We start from the raw sequence: 23,137 nt of genomic DNA on the forward strand, positions 1-23,137 counted from the left end.
CGCACCGGCGAAGCCGTGCCAAAACGGCCCATGTCCGGGGTGAGGTGGGCGAACACCTCCTACCGGACCCCTGTCTTCGGCGCTTGCGAAGATGTGCCAGAGTTGCCACGTCCGCCCTGTCAGCACGTACCGTACGGCAGCACAGGTGGGACCAGGTGGGGCAGCGGGAAGGGGCAGCCGGTTTGACCACGCACGCACCGCAGGCGGCGCAGGCCGTAACGCTGCCCACGACACTGGACGAGGCCGTGGCGGCACTCGCCGCCACGCCCGCCGCCGTACCCGTCGCGGGTGGCACCGACCTGATGGCCGCCGTCAACTCCGGGCAGCTCCGGCCCGCCGCGCTGGTCGGCCTGGGCCGGATCAGCGAGATCCGCGGCTGGCAGTACCTGGACGGTCACGCGCTGCTCGGCGCGGGCCTCACCCACGCCCGCATGGGCCGCCCCGACTTCGCCGCCCTCATCCCCGCGCTCGCCGCCTCCGCGCGGGCCGCCGGACCGCCGCACATCCGCAACGCGGGCACCCTGGGCGGCAACATCGCCTCCGCCGCGCCCACCGGGGACGCGCTCCCGGTGCTGGCCGCCCTGGAGGCGACCCTGATCATCGCCGGCCCGGGCGGGGCGCGCCGGGAGCTCCCGGTCTCGCACCTGCTCGCCGGAATGGACATGCTGCGCGCCGGTGAGCTCATCGGCCACGTGCGCGTGCCACTGCTGCACGCCCCGCAGGTGTTCCTGAAGGCCACCGGCCGCACCGGTCCGGGGCGCGCGGTCGCCTCCGTCGCCCTGGTCCTCGACCCCGCCCGCCGGGGGGTCCGCTGCGCGGTGGGCGCCATCGCGCCGATGCCGCTGCGGCCCCTGGAGGCCGAGCAGTGGGTCGCCCGGCTCATCGACTGGGACAACAACCGCGCGCTCGTGCCCGAGGCGCTGAGCGCGTTCGGGGAGTACGTCGCCGCGGCCTGCATCCCCGACGCCGCCCCCGCCGAGGACGGCTCGGTCCCACCGCTTCCGCCCGCGGTACTGCATCTGCGGCGCACCGTCGCCGCGCTGGCCCGACGAGCACTGGGGAGGGCGCTGTCGTGACCGACGACCAGCACGGAGAGGGCACGCCCCCGGGCGGCGGCCGCTGGGACCCGCTGCCGCAGGGCGACTACGACGACGGCGCCACGGCCTTCGTGCAGCTCCCCGAGGGGGGCGTGGACGCCCTGCTGGCCTCCGCGGACAGCCCCCTCGCCGCTCCGGGCCACGGCTACGTGCCGCCGCCGATCACGGTCACCCCGGCCACCACCGCGGGCACCGACCCGGCGGCCACCGGCACCTGGGGCGTCCCGGGCGCGCCGGCCGACGGCGCCCAGTGGCACGACCCGCAGGGCGGGCCGGACCCCGACGCGGGGGTGACCGCGGCGCAGGACCGGTTCACGTACAACCCCGGGGCCACCGGCCAGTGGAACTTCGAGGAGGCCACCGCCGCGGACCACGCCGCGGGCGCCGCGCCCGGCCACGACGTGACCGGACAGTGGTCCATCCCCGTCGCCGGGGGCGACCTCCCGGACGAATCGGGCGAGTTCACCACGTCCTCCTTGGTCGAGCAGTGGGGCGGCACGCCTCCGGCCACCCTGCCCGGCGGCGCTCCCGCCCCCTGGGCCACCACCCAGTCCATCGGCCGGCCGTGGGGCCCGGGCGTCCCGGGAGTGCCCGAGGACGAGCAGGCCGGCGGCCCCGAGAGCCCGACGCAGGAGCACGCGGCCCCGCATCCCCAGGACGACCCGGGCACGCTCGGCGAGCACCCGGGGCCGGCCCACGGGACGCCGGGGCAGGGCCGCCACGCAGGGCAGCAGGACGCCGGAGCGCACCCGCACGCCGGGTCGTTGTCGCCGGAGGCGGCGTCCGCGTACACGGGGCCGGGCCAGGGCGGTCCCGTGCCGCCGCACGACGCGGGCGCGCACGTCGACGCCGAAGCCGGGCAGGCCGACGCCGCGCGGCAGTCCGCGGGGGCGTACGCGCACCCGCACGCCGGGCCGGGAGCGCCCGCCGGCGAGCACCCTGGGGCCGGGCTGCCCGGGCAGCCGCACGAGCCGTCGGCGGCCCGCCCTGCGTCCGGGGAGCCGGGCGGGGCTCGTCAGCAGGCGTCCGGGCGGCACGGCGCCCGTCCCGCGCACGGGCCCGCGGCCGACCAGGAGGCGGTGCCGTCCCGCGCCGGGCACGAGCCCGGGCCGTCCCCGGTGGACCACGCGGTGCCGTCCCCCGCCGACCATGAGCCGGAGCGGTCGGCACCCGGGCGGGAGACCGGGGAGCCGGACCGGGAACACGCTCCGGACCGGGCCGGTGCCGGGCCGTCGTCCGGGCAGCCGGGGTCGTCCGGGGACGACGGCGTGCCGCGGGCGTTCGGCGCACCCGGGCACGAGCCCGACGGCGCCGCGCACGCCGGGCCGGGGTCCCGCGCCGGGGACGGGCCGTTCGGCGGCGAGGCGTACCCGCATGCCGCCCCCCAGCCGCAGTGGCGGTCCGACGCGCAGGCGTACCCGGAGTCCGGCGCGCAGGCGTACCCCGGGTCCGGCGCGGAGCCCGGCGAGGCCGCGCACGCCGGGCCGCACGACGATCCGGGCCCCGGCCACCAGGACGCAGCGCGGCACGCTCCCGGACCCGCCCGGGGCAACGGGGCCGTCGAGGAAGCCCAAGCGGCTGCCGAGGCCGCCGACGCCCAGGGCGGCGCCGAGTCCCCCGCCGACGCCCCTCGCACTGCCCCCGGCCCGGCCTCCGCAGCGGAATTCGCGGGCGACGCCACCACACGCGCGGGCGACGGCACCGCACCCTCCGACGACTCGGACGCACCCCGTGCCGCGGACGCCCACGGCACCCGCGGAACCCTGGACACCGAAGGCCCCCCCGGACCTTCGCCCACGTCCGACGCATCCGCCCCGACGGACGCGTCCCCCGCGCCGGACGGCTCCGCGCCCCCGCAGGACGTGCCCCCGGCCGCCCCCCACGACGACCACCCCCTCGCCTCCTACGTGCTGCGCGTCAACGGCGCCGACCGGCCCGTCACCGACGCCTGGATCGGCGAGTCCCTGCTCTACGTGCTGCGCGAGCGCCTCGGTCTCGCCGGCGCCAAGGACGGCTGCTCGCAGGGCGAGTGCGGCGCCTGCAACGTGCAGGTCGACGGTCGGCTCGTCGCCTCCTGCCTGGTCCCGGCCGTCACCGCGGCCGGCAGCGAGGTCCGCACCGTCGAGGGCCTCGCCCGGGACGGGCAGCCCTCGGACGTGCAGCGGGCGCTCGCCCGGTGCGGCGCGGTGCAGTGCGGCTTCTGCGTCCCGGGCATGGCGATGACCGTGCACGACCTCCTGGAGGGCAATCCGGCCCCCACCGAGCTGGAGACCCGCCAGGCCCTGTGCGGCAACCTGTGCCGCTGCTCCGGCTACCGGGGCGTGGTGGAGGCCGTCAAGGAGGTCGTCGCCGAACGCGAGGCGCTCTCCGCCACCCCCGAACCCGACCAGGACACCGGCGACACCGCCCGCATCCCGCACCAGGCGGCCCCGGGCGACGGCGGCGTCCATCCCGAGGGCTTCCCGCCCCCCGGACAGCACGACCAGCCCTACGGCCAGGACGGAGGCCAGGCGTGAGCAACGAAGCAGCCACCGCGCAGGCCGCACAGGCCACCGAGGCCGCTCCCGAGCCGGAACCCGTACCGCACGGCATCGGGGTCTCCCTGCCCGCCGCCGACGCGCGGGCCAAGACGGAGGGCACCTTCCCGTACGCCGCCGACCTGTGGGCCGAGGGCCTGCTCTGGGCGGCCGTGCTGCGTTCACCCCACCCGCACGCGCGCATCGTCTCCCTCGACACCACGCACGCGCGGGAGATGCCCGGGGTCCGCGCGGTGATCACCCACGAGGACGTTCCCGGCACCCCGCTGCACGGCCGCGGCAAGGCCGACCGCCCGGTCTTCGCCTCCGAGGTCGTGCGCCACCACGGCGAGCCCATCGCCGCCGTCGCCGCCGACCACCCGGACACCGCGCGGATGGCCGCCGCCGCCGTCATCGTCGAGTACGAGCTGCTCGACCCGGTGACCGACCCGGAGCAGTCCTTCGAGGCGGAGCCGCTGCACCCCGACGGCAACCTGATCCGGCACATCCCGCTGCGCCACGGCGACCCGGAGGCGGTCGGCGAGACCGTCGTCGAGGGCCTGTACCGCATCGGCCGCCAGGACCCCGCCCCCATCGGCGCCGAGGCCGGTCTGGCCGTGCCCCGTCCCGACGGCGGCGTGGAGCTGTACCTGGCCTCCACCGACCCGCACTCCGACCGCGACACGGCCGCCGCCTGCTACGGCCTGTCACCCGAACAGGTGAAGATCGTCGTCACCGGTGTGCCCGGCGCCACCGCCGACCGCGAGGACCAGAGCTTCCAGCTCCCGCTCGGCCTGCTCGCCCTGAAGACCGGCTGTCCGGTCAAACTCACCGCCACGCGCGAGGAGTCCTTCCTCGGCCACGCCCACCGGCACCCCACGCTCCTGCGCTACCGCCACCACGCCGACGCCGAGGGCAGGCTGGTGAAGGTCGAGGCGCAGATCCTGCTCGACGCGGGCGCCTACGCCGACACCTCCTCCGACGCCCTGGCCGCCGCCGTCGCCTTCGCCTGCGGCCCGTACGTCGTCCCGAACGCCTTCATCGAGGGCTGGGCCGTCCGCACCAACAACCCGCCCTCCGGCCACGTGCGCGGCGAGGGCGCGATGCAGGTGTGCGCCGCCCACGAGGCGCAGATGGACAAGCTCGCCAAGAAGCTCGGCGTCGACCCGGCGGAGCTGCGGCTGCGCAATGTGATGGCGACGGGCGACGTCCTGCCGACGGGCCAGACGGTGACCTGCCCGGCTCCGGTCGCGGAGCTCCTGGAGGCCGTCCGCGACCACCCCCTGCCTCCCCTGCCCAAGGACACCCCGGAGGACGAGTGGCTGCTGCCCGGCGGCCCCGAGGGCGCGGGCGAACCGGGCGCCGTGCGCCGGGGCGTGGGCTACGGCCTGGGCATGGTGCACATGCTCGGCGCTGAGGGCGCGGACGAGGTCTCCACCGCGACGGTGAAGGTCCAGGACGGTGTGGCCACGGTGCTGTGCGCGGCGGTGGAGACCGGCCAGGGCTTCTCGACCCTCGCCCGGCAGATCGTCCAGGAGACGCTCGGCGTCGACGAGGTGCACGTGGCACCCGTGGACACCGACCAGCCCCCGGCGGGCGCGGGCTGCCGCGGCCGGCACACCTGGGTGTCGGGCGGCGCCGTGGAGCGCGCGGCGAAGATGGTCCGCACCCAGCTCCTCCAGCCGCTCGCGCACAAGTTCGGCATGTCGACCGAGCTGCTCCAGATCACCGACGGCAAGATCACCTCGTACGACGGCGTGCTCTCGACGACCGTCGGCGAGGCGCTGGACGGCAAGGAGCTGTGGGCCACCGCCCAGTGCCGCCCGCATCCGACCGAGCCGCTGGACGACACCGGCCAGGGCGACGCCTTCGTCGGCATGGCGTTCTGCGCGATCCGCGCGGTGGTCGACGTCGACATCGAGCTCGGTTCGGTACGGGTCGTCGAGCTGGCGGTCGCCCAGGACGTGGGCCGGGTGCTGAACCCGGCGCAGCTGGCCGCGCGGATCGAGGCGGGCGTGACCCAGGGCGTGGGCGTGGCGCTCACCGAGAACCTGCGCACCCCGCGCGGTCTGATCCGCCACCCCGACCTGACCGGGTACGCCCTCCCGACGGCGCTGGACGCGCCCGACATCCGCATCGTGAAGCTGGTCGAGGAGCGGGACGTGGTCGCGCCCTTCGGCGCCAAGGCGGTCAGCGCGGTGCCGGTGGTGACCTCCCCGGCGGCCATCGCCTCCGCCGTCCGCGCCGCCACGGGCCGCCCGGTGAACCGCCTGCCGATCCGCCCCCAGGCCGCGGTGGTGACCGGCGCCTGACGTGGCCACCGGCCGCACGGTGCAGGCGCGCCCCCCGGGCAACGCACGGACGCCGTACGACGTCTGTGAGGACGGGAGCCTTACGGGGGGCCACCCGTCCCGGACCAAGGGCCTCTTGGTCCACGGGCGTTGTCAGTGCCGGCGCGTAGTGTTCGAGCGGTGGGGGCCGCGAAGCAGCGCGACCGGCACACAGGACGCGGGGGAAGCATGAACACGACCGACACCGTTGCCGCCGCAGCGGTCGCACCGACCGGGCACGGCCTGGATCCGTACGTCACGTACGCGTTCCCCGGCCGTCCCGACCTGATGGACCGCCGTCCGCTGGCGCCGACCCTGCCCACCCTGCTGCGGTTCGCCTCGGCGACGGAGGAACTGGCGGGTCTGCGCGCCCAGTTCGCGGCGCACGCCGGCCGCTGCGGCACCGGCACGGCGGCGCGGGCGTCCCGCCGGCTGCCGGCGGCGCTGGAGGAGACCACGGCCGACGGCGAGCCGGTGGCGTCCCGGCGGCTGCTCGCCCTGATCCGCCCCCTGGCCCCGGTGACCGGCCGGGGCACTGCCTCCGGCCTGTCCCTGGACCTCCCGCTCCGGTTCCTCGACCAGGAGTTCGGCCGGCGCGCGGTGGTCCGCTTCGACGAGATCGACTTCCCGGCGGCCCTCACCCACGAGCCCACCCGCCGCTTCCTGTGCGAGACGGGCCTGCCGGAGGACGCCTTCCTCTTCCACCTCGACACGGACGCCCCCCTGCGGACCCTGGCGGAGGACCGCCCCGACGCGTTCCGTGCCGACCTCCCCGCCCACGCCGACCGCCTGCTGCTCCTGGGGCGCGTGACCGGGGACACCGACGTCGTCGTCGACGGGACGACGGGCGCGATCCTCACCTGGAGCGAGGGTGACCGCGTCCTCCACCCGCTGAACACGGACGTCTCCACGCTCGCCGCGACCCTCTGCCTCCTCCACGGCGAGCACACCCTCGACGGGACCCCCGGCCACCCGGCCCTGACCAGCGAGGCCCACGACCGGCTGGCCATGACGATGATCGGCGCCCTGACCGCGACGGACCCGGAGCCCCCGGTGACGGACGCGGACTGGCACTCCTTGACCCGCCTCCTCGAGAACGAGTCGGGCGGGGTGCGCTGAGCACACCCCACCCTCACGGAGGCCGTGGCGGGAATCGAACCCGCGTAACCCGCTTTGCAGGCGGGTCCCTCAACCACTCGGGCACACGGCCGTGTCGGGGCGGAGGATCCCTGGCGGGCCTGCCGTTCCGGACCGGTGAGTCGACCGTAGGGGGCGGGCGGGGGCGGGCTCAAGGATTCGGGGAGCGGCGCAACGGGACTGCCATACGGCGTTCACAGAGGCAGGGGACGGGCGGTCCTACGGCCAACGGACCAGGGCCCGACCCCCGACAGGGGTCAAACGGGGCTGTGGACCTTACTCTTGCGGGCATGACCGCCCCTGACCCGCGCGACACCGATGTCGCGGACCTGACCGACGTCCCCCCGGGCGCCGACCACGCCGAGACCGTCCTGAGCCGCCCCCACCGGGCCCTGAGCATCGGCATCGTGTCCGTCGTGCTGCTGATCGCCTTCGAGGCGACGGCGGTCGGCACGGCGATGCCGGTGGCGGCGCGGGAGCTGGACGGGGTGTCGCTGTACGCGTTCGCGTTCTCCGGGTTCTTCACGACCAGCCTGTTCGGGATGGTGCTCTCCGGGCAGTGGTCGGACCTGCGGGGGCCGCTCGGGCCGCTCACCACGGGCATCGCCTCCTTCGCGGCCGGGCTGCTGCTCGCCGGGACGGCCGGGGCGATGTGGCCGTTCATCCTCGGCCGGGCCGTGCAGGGCCTCGGCGGCGGGCTGGTGATCGTCGCCCTGTACGTCGTCGTCGGACGCGCCTATCCGGAGCGGCTGCGACCCGCCATCATGGCGGCGTTCGCGGCGAGCTGGGTGGTCCCCTCGATCGTGGGGCCGCTCGCCTCCGGCGCGGTCACCGAGCACATCGGCTGGCGGTGGGTGTTCCTCGGCATCCCGGTGCTCGTGGTGTTTCCGCTGGCCCTCGCGCTGCCCCAGATACGGCGCCGGGCGGCCGGTCCGGTGGGTGGCGGCCCGGACGCTCCCGCCTCCCTCGACCGCCGCCGGATCCGCCTCGCCCTCGGCATCTCCCTCGGGGCCGGGCTGCTCCAGTACGCCGCCCAGGATTTGCGCTGGGTCTCGCTGCTGCCGGGCGCGGCGGGCGTGGCGCTGCTCGTGCCGGCGGCGCTCGGGCTGCTCCCGCGCGGCACCTTCCGGGCGGCGCGGGGCCTGCCCTCGGTCGTCCTGCTGCGCGGGGTCGCCGCGGGGTCGTTCATCGCCGCGGAGTCCTTCGTCCCCCTGATGCTGGTCACCCAGCGCGGACTGAGCCCCACGCTCGCCGGGTTCTCGCTCGCGGCGGGCGGCGGCACCTGGGCGCTGGGCTCCTGGGTGCAGTCCCGGCCGGGGCTGGAGCCGTACCGGGCGCGGCTGACCACCCTCGGGATGCTGCTGGTGGCGGCGGCCATCGCCGCCGCACCCAGTGTGCTGATCGACGCCGTGCCCGCCTGGAGCGTGGCCGTCGCCTGGGCCTTCGGCTGCTTCGGCATGGGACTGGTGATCTCCTCCACGAGTGTGCTGCTGCTCCAGCTCTCCGCCCCCGAGGAGGCCGGCACCAACTCCGCCGCCCTCCAGATCTCCGACGGCCTGTCCAACGTCCTGCTCCTGGCCGCCGGAGGCGCCGCCTTCGCCGCGCTGGGCGGCGGCACGGTCACCCACCCGGCCACCGAGGCCGCGGGCTCCCACCCGGCCGCCTTTGCGGCGGTGTTCCTGCCCATGGCGGCGGTGGCCCTGGCGGGAGCCTGGGTGACGACCCGGCTGCGGGAGCGGTGAGCCCCGGCGACCGAAATCCGGTCGTCCGCACCGGCCCGCGGCCGTAGGTCGCCGCATGTCCGAGTTCCTCCTGCATCTCGATCCCGCCCTCGCGCGGCGCCTCCACGACCTCGCGGACGCCCAGGACCGCACGCCCGAGGACGTGGCCCGCGAAGCCGTACGCCGCCATGTGGGCGAGGAGGCCGGAGCGGTCCGCGCCGTGGCCGGGCGTCTCGCGCGCGAGCACGCCGAACTGCTGAGGAGGCTCGGCGAATGACCCGGTACCCGACCGTCGACGAGGTCACCGCCGTCGCCGGGATCGCCTTCGGCGGACGTCCCCCCGAGGCGCGGTCCCCGGAGCCGCTGGCGTCGGCCGTGCACCGCCCGCGCGCACGCATGTTCGGCACGGCCGCCTACGAGGACACCTACGAGCAGGCCGCCGCGCTGCTGCACGGCGTCGCGACGAACCACCCCCTGGTCGACGGCGACAAGCGCACCGCCTGGCTCGCCGCCGTGACCTTCCTCGCCCTGAACGGCGTCGATCTCGCCGGTGCGGACCAGGACACGGCGTACACGCTGGTCGTCGACGTGGCCTCCGGCGTCGAGGGCAGGTGGGGCGATCGCGGAGCGGCTGAGGCGGCTGTGACGTAAGTCCCACCCCGGTGCGACCCGGGCCCGTTCGCGCGTGGGCCGTGCCGGGGCGCCGGTAGGGTGGCCCGGTTGTCCCACGCAGCCGAGCCCCGACCCCGCCACGGAGACCGTGACTACCACCGCCAGCTCCAGCACCGCCTCCCACTCGCACCACCTCTCGCCCGCCTTCCCCGGCCGCGCCCCCTGGGGCACCGCCAGCAAGCTGCGCGCCTGGCAGCAGGGGGCGATGGAGAGGTACATCCAGGAGCAGCCGCGGGACTTCCTGGCGGTCGCCACCCCCGGCGCCGGCAAGACCACCTTCGCGCTGACGCTGGCCTCCTGGCTGCTGCACCACCACGTCGTGCAGCAGGTCACCGTGGTGGCGCCGACCGAGCACCTGAAGAAGCAGTGGGCCGAGGCCGCGGCGCGGATAGGGATCAGGCTCGATCCCGAGTACAGCGCGGGGCCGCTCAGCAAGGAGTACCACGGCGTCGCCGTCACCTACGCCGGCGTCGGGGTGCGCCCCATGCTGCACCGCAACCGCGTCGAGCAGCGGAAGACCCTCGTCATCCTCGACGAGATCCACCACGCCGGTGACTCCAAGTCCTGGGGCGAGGCGTGCCTCGAGGCGTTCGAGCCGGCCACCCGCAGGCTCGCCCTGACCGGTACGCCGTTCCGGTCCGACACCAACCCCATCCCCTTCGTGGCGTACGAGGAGGGCGACGACGGCATCCGGCGGTCCGCCGCCGACTACACCTACGGGTACGGCTCCGCCCTCGCGGACGGGGTGGTGCGGCCCGTCATCTTCCTCTCCTACAGCGGCAACATGCGCTGGCGCACCAAGGCGGGCGACGAGATCGAGGCCCGCCTCGGCGAGCCGATGACCAAGGACGCCGTCAGCCAGGCCTGGCGCACCGCCCTCGATCCGCGCGGCGACTGGATGCCCTCCGTGCTGCGCGCCGCCGACCAGCGGCTGACCGAGGTCAGGAAGGCCATCCCGGACGCCGGCGCCCTCGTCATCGCCTCCGACCAGGACTCCGCGCGGGCCTACGCCAAGCTCATCCGCGACATCACCGGCCACAAGGCCACCCTCGTGCTCTCCGACGACACCGGCGCCTCGAAGCGGATCGACGAATTCAGCTCCGGTGACGACCGCTGGATGGTCGCCGTGCGGATGGTGTCCGAGGGCGTCGACGTGCCCCGCCTCGCGGTCGGGGTGTACGCCACGACCATCTCCACGCCGCTGTTCTTCGCCCAGGCCGTCGGCCGCTTCGTGCGGTCCCGGCGGCGCGGCGAGACCGCGTCCGTGTTCCTGCCGACCATCCCGGACCTGCTCGGCTTCGCGGGCGAGATGGAGCGCGAGCGCGACCACGTCCTCGACAAGCCCACGAAGGAGGGCGAGGAGGACCCGTACGCCGAGTCCGAGAAGGAGATGGAGGAGGCGAACCGGGAGCAGGACGAGGACACCGGCGAGCAGGACATGCTGCCCTTCGAGGCGCTGGAGTCCGACGCCGTCTTCGACCGGGTCACCTACAACGGCGCCGAGTTCGGCATGCAGGCCCACCCCGGCAGCGAGGAGGAGCAGGACTACCTGGGCATCCCCGGGCTCCTCGAACCCGACCAGGTCCAGCTGCTGCTCCAGAAGCGCCAGGCCCGGCAGATCGCGCACAGCCGCAAGAAGCCGGACGCCGAGGCCGATCTGCTGGAACTGCCCGCCGAGCGGCGCCCGGTGGTCTCCCACAAGGAGATGATGGAACTGCGCCGCAAGCTCAACACCATGGTCGGCGCGTACGTCCACCAGAGCGGCAAGCCGCACGGCGTCATCCACACCGAGCTGCGCCGCGTCTGCGGCGGCCCGCCCGCCGCCGAGGCCACCGCGGGGCAGCTGCGCCAGCGGATCGCCAAGGTGCAGGAATGGGCCACGCGGATGCGGTGACGCGACTCACCGCACGGGCGTGAGGGCGGTCACCGCGGGGCCCTCCGCCGCTGGCCGGAGCCGGTCGCCGCCCGGCTGCGACGCCGGGAGCCGGGGGGCGTATCCGGACAAACGGAGCCGATTTCCTGTGATGCGTGCCCGGATTCTGGACGGAGCCTTCCGCTGACCGAACCGGCTCGCTACTGTCCCGCTACGCACACGCCCCGTGGCAGCGCCGCCGCGGAGCGCAGCCGTGAAGCGACTGTGCCCGGACCTGACCGGGCCGCCGGCCGATCGGCGGCCTCTGAAGCGCGTCACTGACGGGACATCGGTGACGCACCTGCGCGAGGGGGCCGCCGACCTCACCACTAAGGAGTGTGGGCGTCGTGACCGCGGAGACCTCTCAGACGCTCGACAGGGGACTGCGGGTCCTCAAGCTGCTGGCCGATACGGACCACGGACTGACCGTCACCGAGCTTTCCCACAAACTGGGTGTGAACCGGACCGTCGTGTACCGGCTGCTCGCCACGCTGGAACAGCACGCGCTGGTACGCCGCGACCTGGGCGGGCGGGCCCGCGTGGGCCTCGGGGTGCTGCGACTGGGCCGGCAGGTCCATCCGCTGGTGCGCGAGGCGGCGATGCCGGCGCTGCGGTCGCTGGCGGAGGACATCGGGGCGACGGCCCATCTGACACTGGTGGACGGGGCGGAGGCGCTGGCCGTGGCGGTGGTGGAGCCGTCGTGGACGGACTACCACGTGGCGTACCGGGCCGGGTTCCGCCACCCCCTGGACCGGGGCGCCGCGGGCAAGGCCATACTCTCGGCCCGCCGCCAGCGGGCGCCCGAACCGGGCTACACCCTCACCCAGGGCGAGCTGGAGGCCGGCGCCTGCGGCGCGGCGGCCCCGCTGCTCGGCGTCACGGGCGTCGAGGGCAGCGTCGGCGTCGTCATGCTGGCGGACGTCGTCCCGGAACGCGTCGGCCCGAGGGTCGTGGAGGCGGCCCGCGAGGTAGCGGAGGCCCTGCGCTAGCCGGTACGGGCGGTGACAGACCGGCGGCCCCCGTGACCGGCCGCTTCCCCTGACCGCCCGCCGGTGGCCCGCCCCGGGACCGCCCGCCCCCGGTGACCGCCCGGCCGGCCCGATGCGGTCGTCGCGTTAGATTGATCCCGTGCTCTCTCGCCTCACGCGCCCCCGGGCCCTCGCCGTCTGTGCCGCTCCCGTCGTCGCCCTGCTGGCCACGGCGGTGTTCGCGCCGCTGCCGTTCTCGGTGGCGCAGCCGGGCATGACGGCGGACGTGCTCGGTGAGAACAAGGGGACGAAGGTCATCACGATCTCCGGTGCGCCGACCCGGCAGGCGCGGGGCCAGTTGAGGATGACGACCATCGAGGCGACCTCTCCGGACACCCGGGTGAGCCTCCCGGACGTGCTCGACGGCTGGTTCCGCACCGACCAGGCGATCATGCCCCGTGACGCGGTCTACCCGAGCGGGGACAACACCCGGGAGATCGAGCGGTACAACCAGGAGCAGATGAAGAAGTCCCAGGACGCGGCGACCGAGGCCGCGCTGGGCTACCTGGGCCTGGAGGACAAGGACATCGAGGTCGCCCTGAAGCTCGCCGACGTCGGCGGCCCCAGTGCCGGCCTGCTGTTCTCCCTGGGCATCGTCGACAAGCTGGACGGCGACGGCAGCGGCGGCGACCTCACCGGCGGCCGGATCGTCGCCGGTACGGGCACGATCGGCGCGGACGGCACGGTCGGCGCCGTGGGAGGCGTGCCGCTGAAGACGCAGGCCGCCCGCCGGGACGGCGCCACCGTGTTCCTCGTCCCCAAGGCCGAGTGCGCCGACGCGCAGTCCGAGCTGCCCCAGGGCCTGCGGCTGATCCCGGTCACCACCCTCGAGGGCGCGGTCGACGCGCTGGTCTCCCTGCAGAAGGGCACGGGCAAGGTCCCCAGCTGTTAGGGCCTGTCGTTCGGATTGCTTCCGCAGACACGGGGTCCAGGATGCCGCCGGTTTCCTGCGACCTGATCCGAACGACAGGGCCTGGGTGTACCGACCCGCAGTGATCAGCCCCGCTCAGCCCTCCTCGACGAACCCCTCGTCCACCATCCAGTCCAGCGCGACCTGGTGGGGGTCCTCGCCGTCCACGTCGACCTTCGCGTTGAGGGTCTGTGCCACGTCGTTGTCCAGCTTCGCCGTGATCGGGGCGAGAACCTCGGCGATGGCCGGCCACTCCTTCAGCGTGTCCGTGTTGACGGTCGGGGCCGCGTTGTAGTTGGGGAAGAACGTCCGGTCGTCCTCCATCACCACCAGGTTCATCGACTTGATGCGGCCGTCGGTCGTGAAGACCTCCCCGTAAGTACAGGCGCCCTTGGCCGCCTGGGTGTAGATGATCCCGGTGTCCATCTGCGTGACGTTCCGTGCCGGCAGGTCCATGCCGTAGGTCTCCGCCATGCCGGGCAGCCCGTCCGCGCGGTTGGCGAACTCGCCCTCCACGCACAGCGTCACCGCCCCCGGGTCGGACTTCGCCAGCGCGGCCACGTCCGACAGGGTCCTCGTGCCGTACTTCCCGGCGTTCGCCCGGTTCGTCGCGAGGGCGTAGGTGTTGTTCAGGGACGACGGCTCGAGCCACGTCACCCCGTTCTTCCGGTCGGCGTCCCGCACCGCCTCCCACTGCTCGCGCGGATCGGGGATCGGCTTGCTGTTGCCCTGGTACGTGATCCACGCCGTGCCCGTGTACTCGAACCCGGCGTCCGCCTCCCCGTTGACGACCGCCTCCCGGGAGCCGACGGAGCCCTGGATGCCGGTGCGGTCGATCACCTCCGCGCCGGCCGCCTGGAAGGCGATGCCCATGATCGCGCCGAGGATCAGCTGCTCGGTGAACTCCTTGGACGTCACGGTGAGTTCGGCTCCCGCCAGGGGCCTGCCCCGGCCGATGGTGCCGGGCTCCACGTCGTCGACCATGGGGGAGCCGCTGGTCAGCCCGCAGCCGGCGGCCCCCGCCAGGAGCGTCCCGGCGAGCAGCAGACCCGTGCGCCGTCTCATGTGCCCGCCTCCAGGCCCCGGGGCCGCAGCAGCAGTTCGGCCAACGACGCCACCCAGTCCACCAGCAGGGCCAGCGCGACGGTGAGGATCGAGCCCAGCATCAGCACCGGCATCCGCTGACTGGTGATCCCGGTGGTGATCAGCGTGCCCAGGCCGCCGCCCCCGCCGAACGTCGCCAGCGTCGCCGTGCCGACGTTCAGGACGAGCGCCGTGCGCACGCCCGCGAGGATGAGCGGCACGGCCAGCGGCAGCTCCACCCGCGCCAGCACGCCCAGCGGGGACATGCCGATGCCCCGCGCCGCCTCCAGCAGCGTCGGGTCGTTGGCCTTCAGGCCCGCGATGGTGTTGGACAGCACCGGCAGCACCGCGTAGGCGATGATGCCGATCAGGGCGGCCCGGCGGCCGATCCCCAGCCAGATCACCAGCAGCGCGAGCAGACCGATCGCCGGGGTCGCCTGGCCCGTGTTGGCGAGCGCCATCGCCGCCGGGGTGGCCCTGCGCAGCGGCCCCCGGGTCAGCAGGACGCCCAGCGGGATCGCGATGATCAGCACGAAGAACGTCGAGATCGCGGTGAGCTCGATGTGCTGCCACAGCGCCTCGGTCACCTGACCGTCGGACAGCGCGTTGCGGGAGAGCGGGTCGAGGTCGGCCTGCTCGAACCACAGCCAGGTCGCCAGCAGCCCGGCGACCAGCACTGCCGGCAGGAACGTCAGCTTCTGCCAGGTCACGCGGGGTGCCCTCACCACCGGCGGGGGAGCGGTGCCGGTGTCGTCCGGTGTGCCGTCCCCGCCCTCGTCGCGGAAGGCGAGGCCCTTCACCTCGTGCTCGCCCTCCGGGCGCCGGCCGGAAGAGGTGCTCACGCCTTCGGCTCCCCTCTCACGCCCTCCTGCTCGGCGTGTGTCTGCGCGGCCCGCAGCTCCTCCAGGTCGTGCTGGGCCTCCAGCGCCTCCAGCCGGTCGGCCTCCAGCAGCTCGTGCACGGAGTTCATCAGCGTCTCCATGTCGACGACGCCCTCGTACACGCCGCGCCGCCCGGTCACCGCGACCCGGCCCGCGTTGTCGGTGAGCACCGCCTCCAGGGCGTCCCGCAGGGTCGCGTCCCGGGTCACCGTGTCGTGCACCAGGGTGCCCGCGCGGGCCAGCGAGCCCTTGGCCCGCAGCATGTCGCCGCGCCGCAGCCACTTGTAGGGGCGGCCCCGCTTGTCGAGCAGGAGGACCTCGCTGGTGCCGCTGGAGCGCAGCCGGTTGACGATGTGCTGGAGGGGGTCGTCGACGGTCACCGTCGGACAGCCGGTGATCTCGACGTCCCGCACCCGGGTCAGGTTCAGCCGCTTCAGCGCCGCGCCCGCGCCCACGAAACCGGACACGAAGTCGTCCGCCGGGTTGGTGAGGATGGCCTCCGGGGTGTCGAACTGGGCGATGTGGGAGCGTTCGCGCAGCACCGCGATCCGGTCGCCCAGCTTGATCGCCTCGTCGAAGTCGTGGGTGACGAAGACGATCGTCTTGTGCAGCTCGTGCTGCAGCCGGATCAGCTCGTCCTGGAGGTGGTCCCGGGTGATCGGGTCCACCGCGCCGAACGGCTCGTCCATCAACAGCACCGGCGGATCCGCGGCCAGCGCCCGGGCCACGCCCACGCGCTGCTGCTGACCGCCGGACAGCCGGCGCGGATAGCGCCCGTGGAACTCGCCCGGGTCCAGCCCGACCAGGTCGAGCATCTCCTCCACCCGGGACCGGATCCGGGCGGCCGGCCAGCGCAGCATCTTCGGCACCAGGGCGATGTTCTGGGCGACCGTCATGTGCGGGAACAGCCCGCTGGACTGGATCGCGTAGCCGACCTTGCGGCGCAGCCGCACCGGGTCCATGTGGGTGACGTCCTCGCCGCCGATGCGGATCCGCCCGCCCGTCGGCTCGATCAGCCGGTTGATCATCTTCAGGCAGGTGGACTTGCCGCAGCCGGACGGGCCGACCAGGACGACCGTCTCGCCCGCCCTGATCTCCATGCTGACGCTGTCGACGGCCGGCTGCGCACTGCCCGGGTACCGCTTGGTCAGGTGCTCCAGCTCGATGGTCGCCCCGGTGGTGGGCGGCAACGGCGTCCGGGTCGTCCCGGGTGTCGTCTCAGGCACGGATCCCCCTGGGGATGGTCAGCCGCCCGATCAGGACGTACGCCGCGTCGAACAGCAGTGCGAGGACGATGATCCCGAGCGTGCCCGCGAGCACCTGGTTGAGCGCGTTCTCGCTGCCCAGCGAGGCGATCCCGCGGAAGATCAGGTTGCCCAGGCCGGGCCCGGAGGCGTACGCGGCGATGGCCGCGATGCCCATCAGCATCTGCGTGGAGACCCGGATCCCGGTGAGGATCGGCGGCCAGGCCAGCGGCAGCTCGACCCGCGCCAGCCGGGCCGGGCGGGACATGCCGATGCCCTTGGCCGCGTCCACCAGCGCCGGGTCGACACCGCGCAGGCCCACGATCGCGTTGCGCACGATCGGCAGCAGTCCGTACAGCGTCAGGGCGATCACCGTCGGCGGCACGCCGAGTCCCACGATCGGGATGAGCAGGCCGATCATCGCCAGCGCGGGGATGGTCAGCAGGGTCGAGGTGGCGGTCGTGGCGAGGTTGCCGGCCCACTCGCTGCGGTAGGTGGCGACGCCGATGAGGACGCCGAGCACGGTCGCCGCCACCATGCACTGGAAGACCGCGCTGGCATGCTGGAAGGCGTCGGTGAGCAGCTGCTGGTGCCGGGTGCCCAGGTACTCCCAGAAGGTCACAGTCCGCTCACTCCGGATCGGCCGAGGTCAGTCCCGTCGGTCCCGGTCCTCCTTGGCGGCACGCTCCTCCGTGCTGAGCGCCGCCTGTTCCACCAGCGGGATGATGCGCAGCGGAACGGGGTTCTCCATGACGATCGCCGTGGAGGCCCGGACGATGCCATCAAAACCGACGACCCGGTCGATCACCCGCTGGAGATCGGCGTTCGAGCGGGCCACCAGCCGGCACAGCATGTCCCCGGTTCCGGTGGTGGTGTGCAGCTCCAGCACCTCCGGCACGGTCGCCAAGTGGGCGCGCACGTCGGCGCCTTGGCCCTGCCGGATCTGGAGCGTCGCGAACGCCGTGACCGGGTAGCCGAGGGCCGCGGGATCCACCTGGGGGCCGAATCCGCGGATGACTCCGTTCGACTGAAGCCGGTCCAGACGGGCCTGCACGGTGCCCCGCGCCACACCCAGCCGGCGTGACATCTCCAGCACACCGATCCGTGGCTCCCGCGCCAACAGCGCGATGACGCGGCCGTCCAGATGATCGATCGCCACGTCGACCTCCTCGTGGTCATCCTGTACAAGAAGCTCGCTGATACGGGACTTCGGCTGAGCATATTGTCCAGCGAACAGGCGAACTATTGCACACCTTGCAGGGCTGCCTCACGCTGCTCCTATGACGCAGACCACACACCACGCTCCCGACACCGCCCGGCAGGCCGACCCCTTCCCGGTCAAGGGGATGGACGCGGTCGTCTTCGCCGTGGGCAACGCCAAGCAGGCGGCGCACTACTACTCCACCGCCTTCGGCATGAAACTGGTGGCCTACTCCGGACCGGAGAACGGCAGCCGGGAGACCGCCAGCTACGTCCTGGAGAACGGCTCGGCCCGCTTCGTCCTCACCTCGGTGATCAAGGCGTCCTCCGACTGGGGGCGCTTCCTCGAGCGGCACGTGGCCGAGCACGGCGACGGCGTCGTCGACCTCGCCATCGAGGTGCCGGACGCGCGTGCCGCGTACGCCTATGCCATCGAGCACGGCGCCCGCTCGGTCGCCGAGCCCTACGAGCTGAAGGACGAGCACGGCACCGTGGTGCTGGCCGCGATCGCCACCTACGGAGAGACCCGCCACACCCTGGTGGAGCGCACCGGCTACGACGGCCCCTACCTGCCCGGCTACGTGGCCGCCGACCCGATCGTCGAGCCGCCCGCGCAGCGCACCTTCCAGGCCATCGACCACTGCGTCGGCAACGTCGAGCTCGGCCGGATGAACGAGTGGGTCGGGTTCTACAACAAGGTCATGGGCTTCACGAACATGAAGGAGTTCGTGGGCGACGACATCGCCACCGAGTACAGCGCGCTGATGTCCAAGGTGGTCGCCGACGGCACGCTCAAGGTCAAGTTCCCGATCAACGAGCCCGCGATCGCCAAGAAGAAGTCCCAGATCGACGAGTACCTGGAGTTCTACGGCGGTGCCGGCGTCCAGCACATCGCGCTGAACACCAACGACATCGTGCAGACGGTCCGTCGGATGCGCGCGGCCGGTGTGCGGTTCCTGGACACCCCGGACTCGTACTACGACACCCTCGGCGAGTGGGTCGGCGAGACCCGGGTGCCGATCGACACCCTGCGCGAGCTGAAGATCCTCGCCGACCGCGACGAGGACGGCTATCTGCTGCAGATCTTCACCAAGCCGGTCCAGGACCGTCCGACCGTCTTCTTCGAGATCATCGAGCGGCACGGCTCCATGGGCTTCGGCAAGGGCAACTTCAAGGCCCTGTTCGAGGCGATCGAGCGCGAGCAGGCCAAGCGCGGCAACCTGTGACGCCGTAACGGAACACCACGAACTCCGCGAACACCGCGAACACCGAACACCGCGGAACCAGCGGAAGTCAGCGAAGGCAGGGGCGGGCGCCGACCGGTGCCCGCCCCTCGCCTCAGGAGAGCTCGGAACCGGCCGTGACGGGCGGCTCGCCCAGCCGCGCCAGCGCCGCCCTCGCCTCCTCCACACGCGGCGGCGAGAAGTACGGGTTGATGGTCAGGGCCTCCCGCAGATGCCGCCGCGCGGCCCCGTGGCGCCCCAACTCCCTTTCGATCATGCCCCGGTGGAACGCGTACAGCGCGCTGCGCACCCCGCCGCCGTGCTCGCCCTCCGTCGCCCGCACCGCGAACCGCAACGCCTCCTGGTGCCGCCCGGTCCGGTGCAGCGCCCACCCCAGCGCGTCGGCCACCGCCGTCGACGGCTGCCGACTCCACTCCGCCTCCAGCCGCCGCACCGCCGCCCGCGCGTCCCCGTGGTCCGCCTCGAACCGCCCGAGGACCAGGTCCTCGTCGACGCCGTGCCCGGCGGTCACCCGGACCCGCTCGCGCAGCAGGTCGTACTGCACCCGGGCCGCCTGCGGCAGCCCCAGCGACGCGTACAACTCGCCCAGTTCCAGGGCGTACTCCGGCCTCGGCTGCTTCTCCAGCGCCACCCGGTACGCCGCGAGCGCCTCCGTGGTCCGGCCCAGCGCCGCCAGCGCCCTGCCCTGCCCGGCCTGCGCCGCCCGCTGGTCCGGGTCGATCCGCACCGCCTCCTGGAAGTGCCGCAGCGCGTCCTCCCGGTCGCCGCGCTCCCAGGCGAGCTGTCCGGCCCGCTCCAGATACGCCGCCCGCTCGGCCGGCTCCGCGGCCCCCGCCGCCGCGTCGGCCAGCTGCGCCGCCGCGTCCTCGCGCCAGCCCCGGTCCCGGTACACCGCCGCCGCCCGCGCCTTGACGTCCGGCCCGGAGCGCAGCGCGGTCAGCCGGTCCAGCATCCGCCCGGCCGCCTCGTGCTCGCCCAGCCCGGCGTACGCCTCGATCAGCAGGGGGTACGTCGTCCAGCGCTTCGGCTCCAGCTTCCGCGCCGCCTCGCCCCAGCGGCGCGCGGCGGGGAAGTCCCGTCGCGCGTTGGCCAGCGCCGCGAGTCCCCGCAGCGCGTCCGCGTTGGCCTTCGGCCGCACCGCCAGCGAGGTCCGCAGCGCCTTCTCGGCCGACGGGTAGCGCGCCGGGTCCGCCAGTCGCCGCCCCTGCTCCACCCGCGCCGCCCCGAGCACCGCCCACGCCCGCGCGTCCCGGGGATGCTCCTCCAGGTGTCGCCGGCGGTCCTCGACCAGCGCGTCGAGGTCGGCCGGCGCGGCCGGCACCCCGGCGGTGACCGCCGCCCGCGCCCGGGCGCCCGGTGCCGGTTCCGGCGGACCGTCCGCACCGCGCCCCCACGGCAGCAGCACCAGCACCCCGCCCAGCACGGCACATCCGGCGGCCGAGCCGACCAGCACCCGGCGGCGGATCCGCCGCCGGGGCTCGTGCGCGGCGGCCTCCTGTGGCTTGTCCATGGCGCACACTGTGCGTCACACCCCGCGTCCGTACGATCAGCACACCCCGGTGTACGGCGGCTGCCGTACGCGGGGTTCACACCGATGGCCCCGGCTGCCACGCTGTGATCATGAGCCGTATCGAAGCGCGACGCGACGAGGACGTCCCGGCGACCGGGCCCCTGGTCGACCGGCTGCTCGGCCGTCTGCCCGCCGAGGCGGTCCTCACCGACCCCGACGTCACCGCCTCCTACGCCCACGACATGGCCAGTTTCTGCCCGGCCGGCACCCCGGCCGTCGTCGTCCTGCCGCGCACGGTCGAACAGGTCCAGCACGTCATGCGCACCGCCACCGAGCTGCGCGTCCCGGTCGTCCCCCAGGGCGCCCGCACCGGCCTGTCCGGCGCCGCCAACGCCACCGACGGCTGCATCGTGCTGTCCCTCACCCGGATGGACCGCATCCTGGAGATCAGCCCCGTCGACCGGATCGCCGTCGTGGAACCCGGCGTCGTCAACGCCGCCCTCTCCCGCGCCGTCGGCGATCACGGCCTGTGCTACCCGCCGGACCCGTCCAGCTGGGAGACGTGCACCATCGGCGGCAACATCGGCACCGCGTCGGGCGGACTGTGCTGCGTGAAGTACGGGGTCACCGCCGAGTACGTCCTCGGCCTGGACGTGGTGCTGGCCGACGGGCGCCTGATGTCCACCGGCCGGCGCACCGCCAAGGGCGTCGCCGGATACGACCTGACCCGCCTGTTCGTCGGCTCCGAGGGCTCGCTCGGTGTCGTCGTCCGCGCGATCCTCGCGCTGCGGCCCAAGCCGCCCCGGCAGCTCGTGCTGGCCGCCGAGTTCGCCTCCGGCGCCGCCGCCTGCGACGCCGTGTGCCGGATCATGGAAGGGGGACACGTCCCCTCACTCCTCGAACTCATGGACCGCACGACGGTCCGGGCCGTCAACGACCTGGCGCGCATGGGCCTGCCGGACACCACCGAGGCGCTACTGCTGGCCGCCTTCGACACCACCGACCCGGCCGCCGACCTCGCCGCCGTCGGCGCGCTGTGCGAGGCCGCCGGCGCCACCGCCGTGGTCCCGGCCGGGGACGCCGCCGAGTCGGAACTGCTGCTCCAGGCACGGCGGTTGTCCCTGGTCGCGCTGGAGGCGGTCAAGGGCACCACGATGATCGACGACGTGTGCGTGCCCCGTTCCCGGCTCGGCGAGATGCTCGAAGGGGTCGAGCGGATCGCCGGGAAGCACCGGCTCACGATCGGGCTCGTCGCCCACGCCGGCGACGGCAACACCCATCCGACGGTCTGCTTCGACGCCCGGGACCCCGAGGAGTCCCGGCGCGCCCGTGAGTCCTTCGACGAGATCATGGCCCTCGGCCTGGACCTCGGCGGCACCATCACCGGCGAACACGGCGTGGGCGTCCTGAAGAAGGAGTGGCTGGCGCGCGAGATCGGTCCGGTGGGCGTGGAGATGCAGCGAGCCGTCAAACAGGTCTTCGACCCGCTGAACATCCTGAACCCCGGCAAGCTCTTCTGACGGCCGGGGCCCCCGCCGCCGGCTTCCGGGTGGCCGCCCGCTTCCGGCGGACGGCCGCAACGCACTCCCGTCCGATACCACATCGGCGCCCGAAAGGGGCGGGTCCGGCGGGACGGGCCGTGGGGCTTGCGCTCGTCTGATAGATGTGGACCCCCCCAGCCCATCCCCGAGCAGATACGGGACGACGGACATGAGCGCCCCAACCCCGGCACCCGGCGACGACAGGCCCCGCGAAGGGTACTACCCGGACCCGTCCATTCCTGGATACGTCCGGTACTGGAACGGTGCCGCGTGGGTACCGGGCACGAGCCGTCCGGCGCCCAAGGACGGCGAACCGCTCGCCCCGCCACCGGGCGCGGCCCCGGCACTGCCCTCCGTGGAGGAGACGGGCCCCCACTTCTTCGACGAGGACCCGGTGGACGAACCGGCCCCGGGGACCACACCGTCCGCCTCCTCGGGGCCGACCGCGCCGGTCCCGGCGGGCGGGGCCGCGTCGCCGTCCCCGGCCGCGTCGCCGTCTCCGGGGACGGGCGCCGCCGCGAGCCCGCACGGGAGCCGTCCGGAACCGGCCTCGGCGTGGGGCGCCGACCGCGCCCGGCAGACCGGCTTCGGCGGTGAGCAGGACCGCAGGGTCTCCTGGGGCGCGGACCCGAGGGTGCCGCACGCGTCCCGGCCGGAGAGCGGGCCCGCCGGTGCCACGGGGACGGAGGGTGCGGAGGCGGGCGGGGCCGGCACGTTCGTCTTCCGCAGGCCGGCGGACAAGCCCGGGGGAGCGGCGGGAGCCCCGGCCGGCGCCTCCGGCGAGGCGCGTGCGGACGAGGGCACGATGACCTTCCGCCCCGTCACCCCGCGCACGGCGGAGCCGGTCGGGCCCGGAGCCGCGCGCCCCGCGACCGGTCAATCGGCGACCGGTCAATCGGCGACCGGGCGACCCGGGTTCGGGGCCGGGAAGGCCGCCGCCGCTCGTGCCACCGCGCAGGCGGCCGCCGCCGCCCCCGCATCCGGGGCGGCCGCAGCCCCCGCCACGGCGCCCGCCGCGCCGTCCGGTCCCCAGCAGGCTCCCGCCGCCGTCCCCCCGCAGGGCCCCACGACCGCTCCCCGGCAGGCCCCCGCCGCCGTGCCGCAGGCCACC

Annotated in this window: 19 protein-coding genes and 1 tRNA gene; 13 read left to right on the plus strand and 7 right to left on the minus strand. The window is 74.4% G+C overall.

What is annotated here, in order from left to right; all coding sequences use genetic code 11:
- Nucleotides 1-182 precede the first annotated feature (182 nt).
- The 4 genes from ACFYOV_RS14615 to ACFYOV_RS14630 all read left to right on the plus strand — a co-directional run bounded on the left by ACFYOV_RS14615 (nucleotide 183) and on the right by ACFYOV_RS14630 (nucleotide 7,062).
- Nucleotides 183-1,076: an FAD binding domain-containing protein gene (locus ACFYOV_RS14615; protein WP_389087283.1), complete on the plus strand. Its 894-nt coding sequence runs from the start codon at nucleotides 183-185 to the stop codon at nucleotides 1,074-1,076.
- Nucleotides 1,073-3,613, plus strand: a complete 2,541-nt coding sequence (locus ACFYOV_RS14620; RefSeq protein ID WP_389087286.1) for a 2Fe-2S iron-sulfur cluster-binding protein — start codon at nucleotides 1,073-1,075, stop codon at nucleotides 3,611-3,613. The genes ACFYOV_RS14615 and ACFYOV_RS14620 overlap by 4 nt, the downstream gene beginning before the upstream one ends.
- Nucleotides 3,610-5,925 (plus strand): xanthine dehydrogenase family protein molybdopterin-binding subunit, encoded by a 2,316-nt coding sequence (locus ACFYOV_RS14625; RefSeq protein ID WP_389087288.1) that lies wholly within the window; start codon nucleotides 3,610-3,612, stop codon nucleotides 5,923-5,925. The genes ACFYOV_RS14620 and ACFYOV_RS14625 overlap by 4 nt, the downstream gene beginning before the upstream one ends.
- 207 nt (nucleotides 5,926-6,132) lie before the next feature.
- On the plus strand, nucleotides 6,133-7,062 hold the full coding sequence (locus ACFYOV_RS14630; RefSeq protein ID WP_389087290.1) for an SUKH-4 family immunity protein: 930 nt from the start codon (nucleotides 6,133-6,135) through the stop codon (nucleotides 7,060-7,062).
- Between the two features lie 19 nt (nucleotides 7,063-7,081).
- On the opposite strand, the gene ACFYOV_RS14635 is transcribed toward ACFYOV_RS14630, so the two are convergent.
- A tRNA-Cys gene (locus ACFYOV_RS14635) sits at nucleotides 7,082-7,153 on the minus strand.
- A 217-nt stretch (nucleotides 7,154-7,370) separates the two neighbouring features.
- Here ACFYOV_RS14635 and ACFYOV_RS14640 point away from each other — a divergent pair.
- The 6 genes from ACFYOV_RS14640 (at nucleotide 7,371) to ACFYOV_RS14665 (ending at nucleotide 13,305) form a co-directional block, all read left to right on the plus strand.
- The gene (locus tag ACFYOV_RS14640) at nucleotides 7,371-8,822 is read left to right on the plus strand and encodes an MFS transporter (protein ID WP_389087293.1); all 1,452 of its coding nucleotides are present in this window, start codon (nucleotides 7,371-7,373) and stop codon (nucleotides 8,820-8,822) included.
- Nucleotides 8,823-8,877: 55 nt separating this feature from the next.
- Nucleotides 8,878-9,078 (plus strand): hypothetical protein, encoded by a 201-nt coding sequence (locus ACFYOV_RS14645; protein ID WP_389087295.1) that lies wholly within the window; start codon nucleotides 8,878-8,880, stop codon nucleotides 9,076-9,078.
- Nucleotides 9,075-9,452 carry a type II toxin-antitoxin system death-on-curing family toxin gene (locus ACFYOV_RS14650; RefSeq protein WP_389087298.1) on the plus strand — a complete coding sequence of 126 codons (378 nt, stop codon included), beginning with the start codon at nucleotides 9,075-9,077 and terminating at the stop codon, nucleotides 9,450-9,452. Before ACFYOV_RS14645 ends, ACFYOV_RS14650 begins: the two co-directional genes overlap by 4 nt.
- A 109-nt stretch (nucleotides 9,453-9,561) precedes the next feature.
- On the plus strand, nucleotides 9,562-11,367 hold the full coding sequence (locus tag ACFYOV_RS14655) for a DEAD/DEAH box helicase (protein WP_389087300.1): 1,806 nt from the start codon (nucleotides 9,562-9,564) through the stop codon (nucleotides 11,365-11,367).
- A gap of 365 nt (nucleotides 11,368-11,732) precedes the next feature.
- On the plus strand, nucleotides 11,733-12,374 hold the full coding sequence (locus tag ACFYOV_RS14660) for an IclR family transcriptional regulator (RefSeq protein ID WP_389087303.1): 642 nt from the start codon (nucleotides 11,733-11,735) through the stop codon (nucleotides 12,372-12,374).
- Nucleotides 12,375-12,513: 139 nt separating this feature from the next.
- A complete protein-coding gene (locus ACFYOV_RS14665) occupies nucleotides 12,514-13,305 on the plus strand; it encodes a S16 family serine protease (RefSeq protein WP_389087305.1) in 792 nt (263 codons plus the stop codon).
- Between the two features lie 114 nt (nucleotides 13,306-13,419).
- Here the strand turns inward: ACFYOV_RS14665 and ACFYOV_RS14670 are convergent, their stop codons facing one another.
- From ACFYOV_RS14670 to ACFYOV_RS14690, 5 genes are read right to left on the minus strand one after another with little or no spacing between them, the layout of a single operon-like run.
- The gene (locus tag ACFYOV_RS14670) at nucleotides 13,420-14,388 is read right to left on the minus strand and encodes a glycine betaine ABC transporter substrate-binding protein (RefSeq protein ID WP_389087308.1); all 969 of its coding nucleotides are present in this window, start codon (nucleotides 14,386-14,388) and stop codon (nucleotides 13,420-13,422) included.
- A complete protein-coding gene (locus ACFYOV_RS14675; protein ID WP_389087310.1) occupies nucleotides 14,385-15,248 on the minus strand; it encodes an ABC transporter permease in 864 nt (287 codons plus the stop codon). Before ACFYOV_RS14675 ends, ACFYOV_RS14670 begins: the two co-directional genes overlap by 4 nt.
- Entirely contained in the window at nucleotides 15,245-16,513 is a 1,269-nt protein-coding gene (locus tag ACFYOV_RS14680) for a betaine/proline/choline family ABC transporter ATP-binding protein (protein ID WP_389087312.1), read from the minus strand. The genes ACFYOV_RS14675 and ACFYOV_RS14680 overlap by 4 nt, the downstream gene beginning before the upstream one ends.
- Nucleotides 16,506-17,153, minus strand: coding sequence for an ABC transporter permease (locus ACFYOV_RS14685; RefSeq protein WP_389087315.1), 648 nt, complete (start codon nucleotides 17,151-17,153; stop codon nucleotides 16,506-16,508). The genes ACFYOV_RS14680 and ACFYOV_RS14685 overlap by 8 nt, the downstream gene beginning before the upstream one ends.
- 27 nt (nucleotides 17,154-17,180) lie before the next feature.
- Nucleotides 17,181-17,690, minus strand: a complete 510-nt coding sequence (locus tag ACFYOV_RS14690; protein WP_389087317.1) for an Lrp/AsnC family transcriptional regulator — start codon at nucleotides 17,688-17,690, stop codon at nucleotides 17,181-17,183.
- Nucleotides 17,691-17,811: 121 nt separating this feature from the next.
- Here ACFYOV_RS14690 and hppD point away from each other — a divergent pair, with 121 nt between their 5' ends.
- Nucleotides 17,812-18,957 (plus strand): 4-hydroxyphenylpyruvate dioxygenase, encoded by a 1,146-nt coding sequence (gene hppD, locus ACFYOV_RS14695; protein WP_389087319.1) that lies wholly within the window; start codon nucleotides 17,812-17,814, stop codon nucleotides 18,955-18,957.
- A gap of 112 nt (nucleotides 18,958-19,069) precedes the next feature.
- Here hppD and ACFYOV_RS14700 read toward each other — a convergent pair whose 3' ends face one another.
- Nucleotides 19,070-20,485: a tetratricopeptide repeat protein gene (locus ACFYOV_RS14700; RefSeq protein WP_389087321.1), complete on the minus strand. Its 1,416-nt coding sequence runs from the start codon at nucleotides 20,483-20,485 to the stop codon at nucleotides 19,070-19,072.
- Between the two features lie 104 nt (nucleotides 20,486-20,589).
- Here ACFYOV_RS14700 and ACFYOV_RS14705 point away from each other — a divergent pair, with 104 nt between their 5' ends.
- Both ACFYOV_RS14705 and ACFYOV_RS14710 read left to right on the plus strand, forming a co-directional pair.
- On the plus strand, nucleotides 20,590-22,005 hold the full coding sequence (locus tag ACFYOV_RS14705; protein WP_389087323.1) for an FAD-binding oxidoreductase: 1,416 nt from the start codon (nucleotides 20,590-20,592) through the stop codon (nucleotides 22,003-22,005).
- A gap of 190 nt (nucleotides 22,006-22,195) precedes the next feature.
- On the plus strand, nucleotides 22,196-23,137 hold a 942-nt coding region (locus ACFYOV_RS14710), incomplete at its 3' end, for a DUF2510 domain-containing protein (protein WP_389087326.1).

This window comes from Streptomyces sp. NPDC005931, from assembly GCF_042871235.1.
GTDB lineage: Bacteria > Actinomycetota > Actinomycetes > Streptomycetales > Streptomycetaceae > Streptomyces.

Excerpts from the sequence above, each read along its gene's own strand:
- ACFYOV_RS14630 (WP_389087290.1), top strand. The coding sequence starts at position 6,133 with ATGAACACGACCGACACCGTTGCCGCCGCAGCGGTCGCACCGACCGGG.
- ACFYOV_RS14640 (WP_389087293.1), top strand. The coding sequence starts at position 7,371 with ATGACCGCCCCTGACCCGCGCGACACCGATGTCGCGGACCTGACCGAC.
- ACFYOV_RS14645 (WP_389087295.1), top strand. The coding sequence starts at position 8,878 with ATGTCCGAGTTCCTCCTGCATCTCGATCCCGCCCTCGCGCGGCGCCTC.
- ACFYOV_RS14650 (WP_389087298.1), top strand. The coding sequence starts at position 9,075 with ATGACCCGGTACCCGACCGTCGACGAGGTCACCGCCGTCGCCGGGATC.
- ACFYOV_RS14670 (WP_389087308.1), bottom strand. The coding sequence starts at position 14,388 with ATGAGACGGCGCACGGGTCTGCTGCTCGCCGGGACGCTCCTGGCGGGG.
- hppD (WP_389087319.1), top strand. The coding sequence starts at position 17,812 with ATGACGCAGACCACACACCACGCTCCCGACACCGCCCGGCAGGCCGAC.
- ACFYOV_RS14700 (WP_389087321.1), bottom strand. The coding sequence starts at position 20,485 with ATGGACAAGCCACAGGAGGCCGCCGCGCACGAGCCCCGGCGGCGGATC.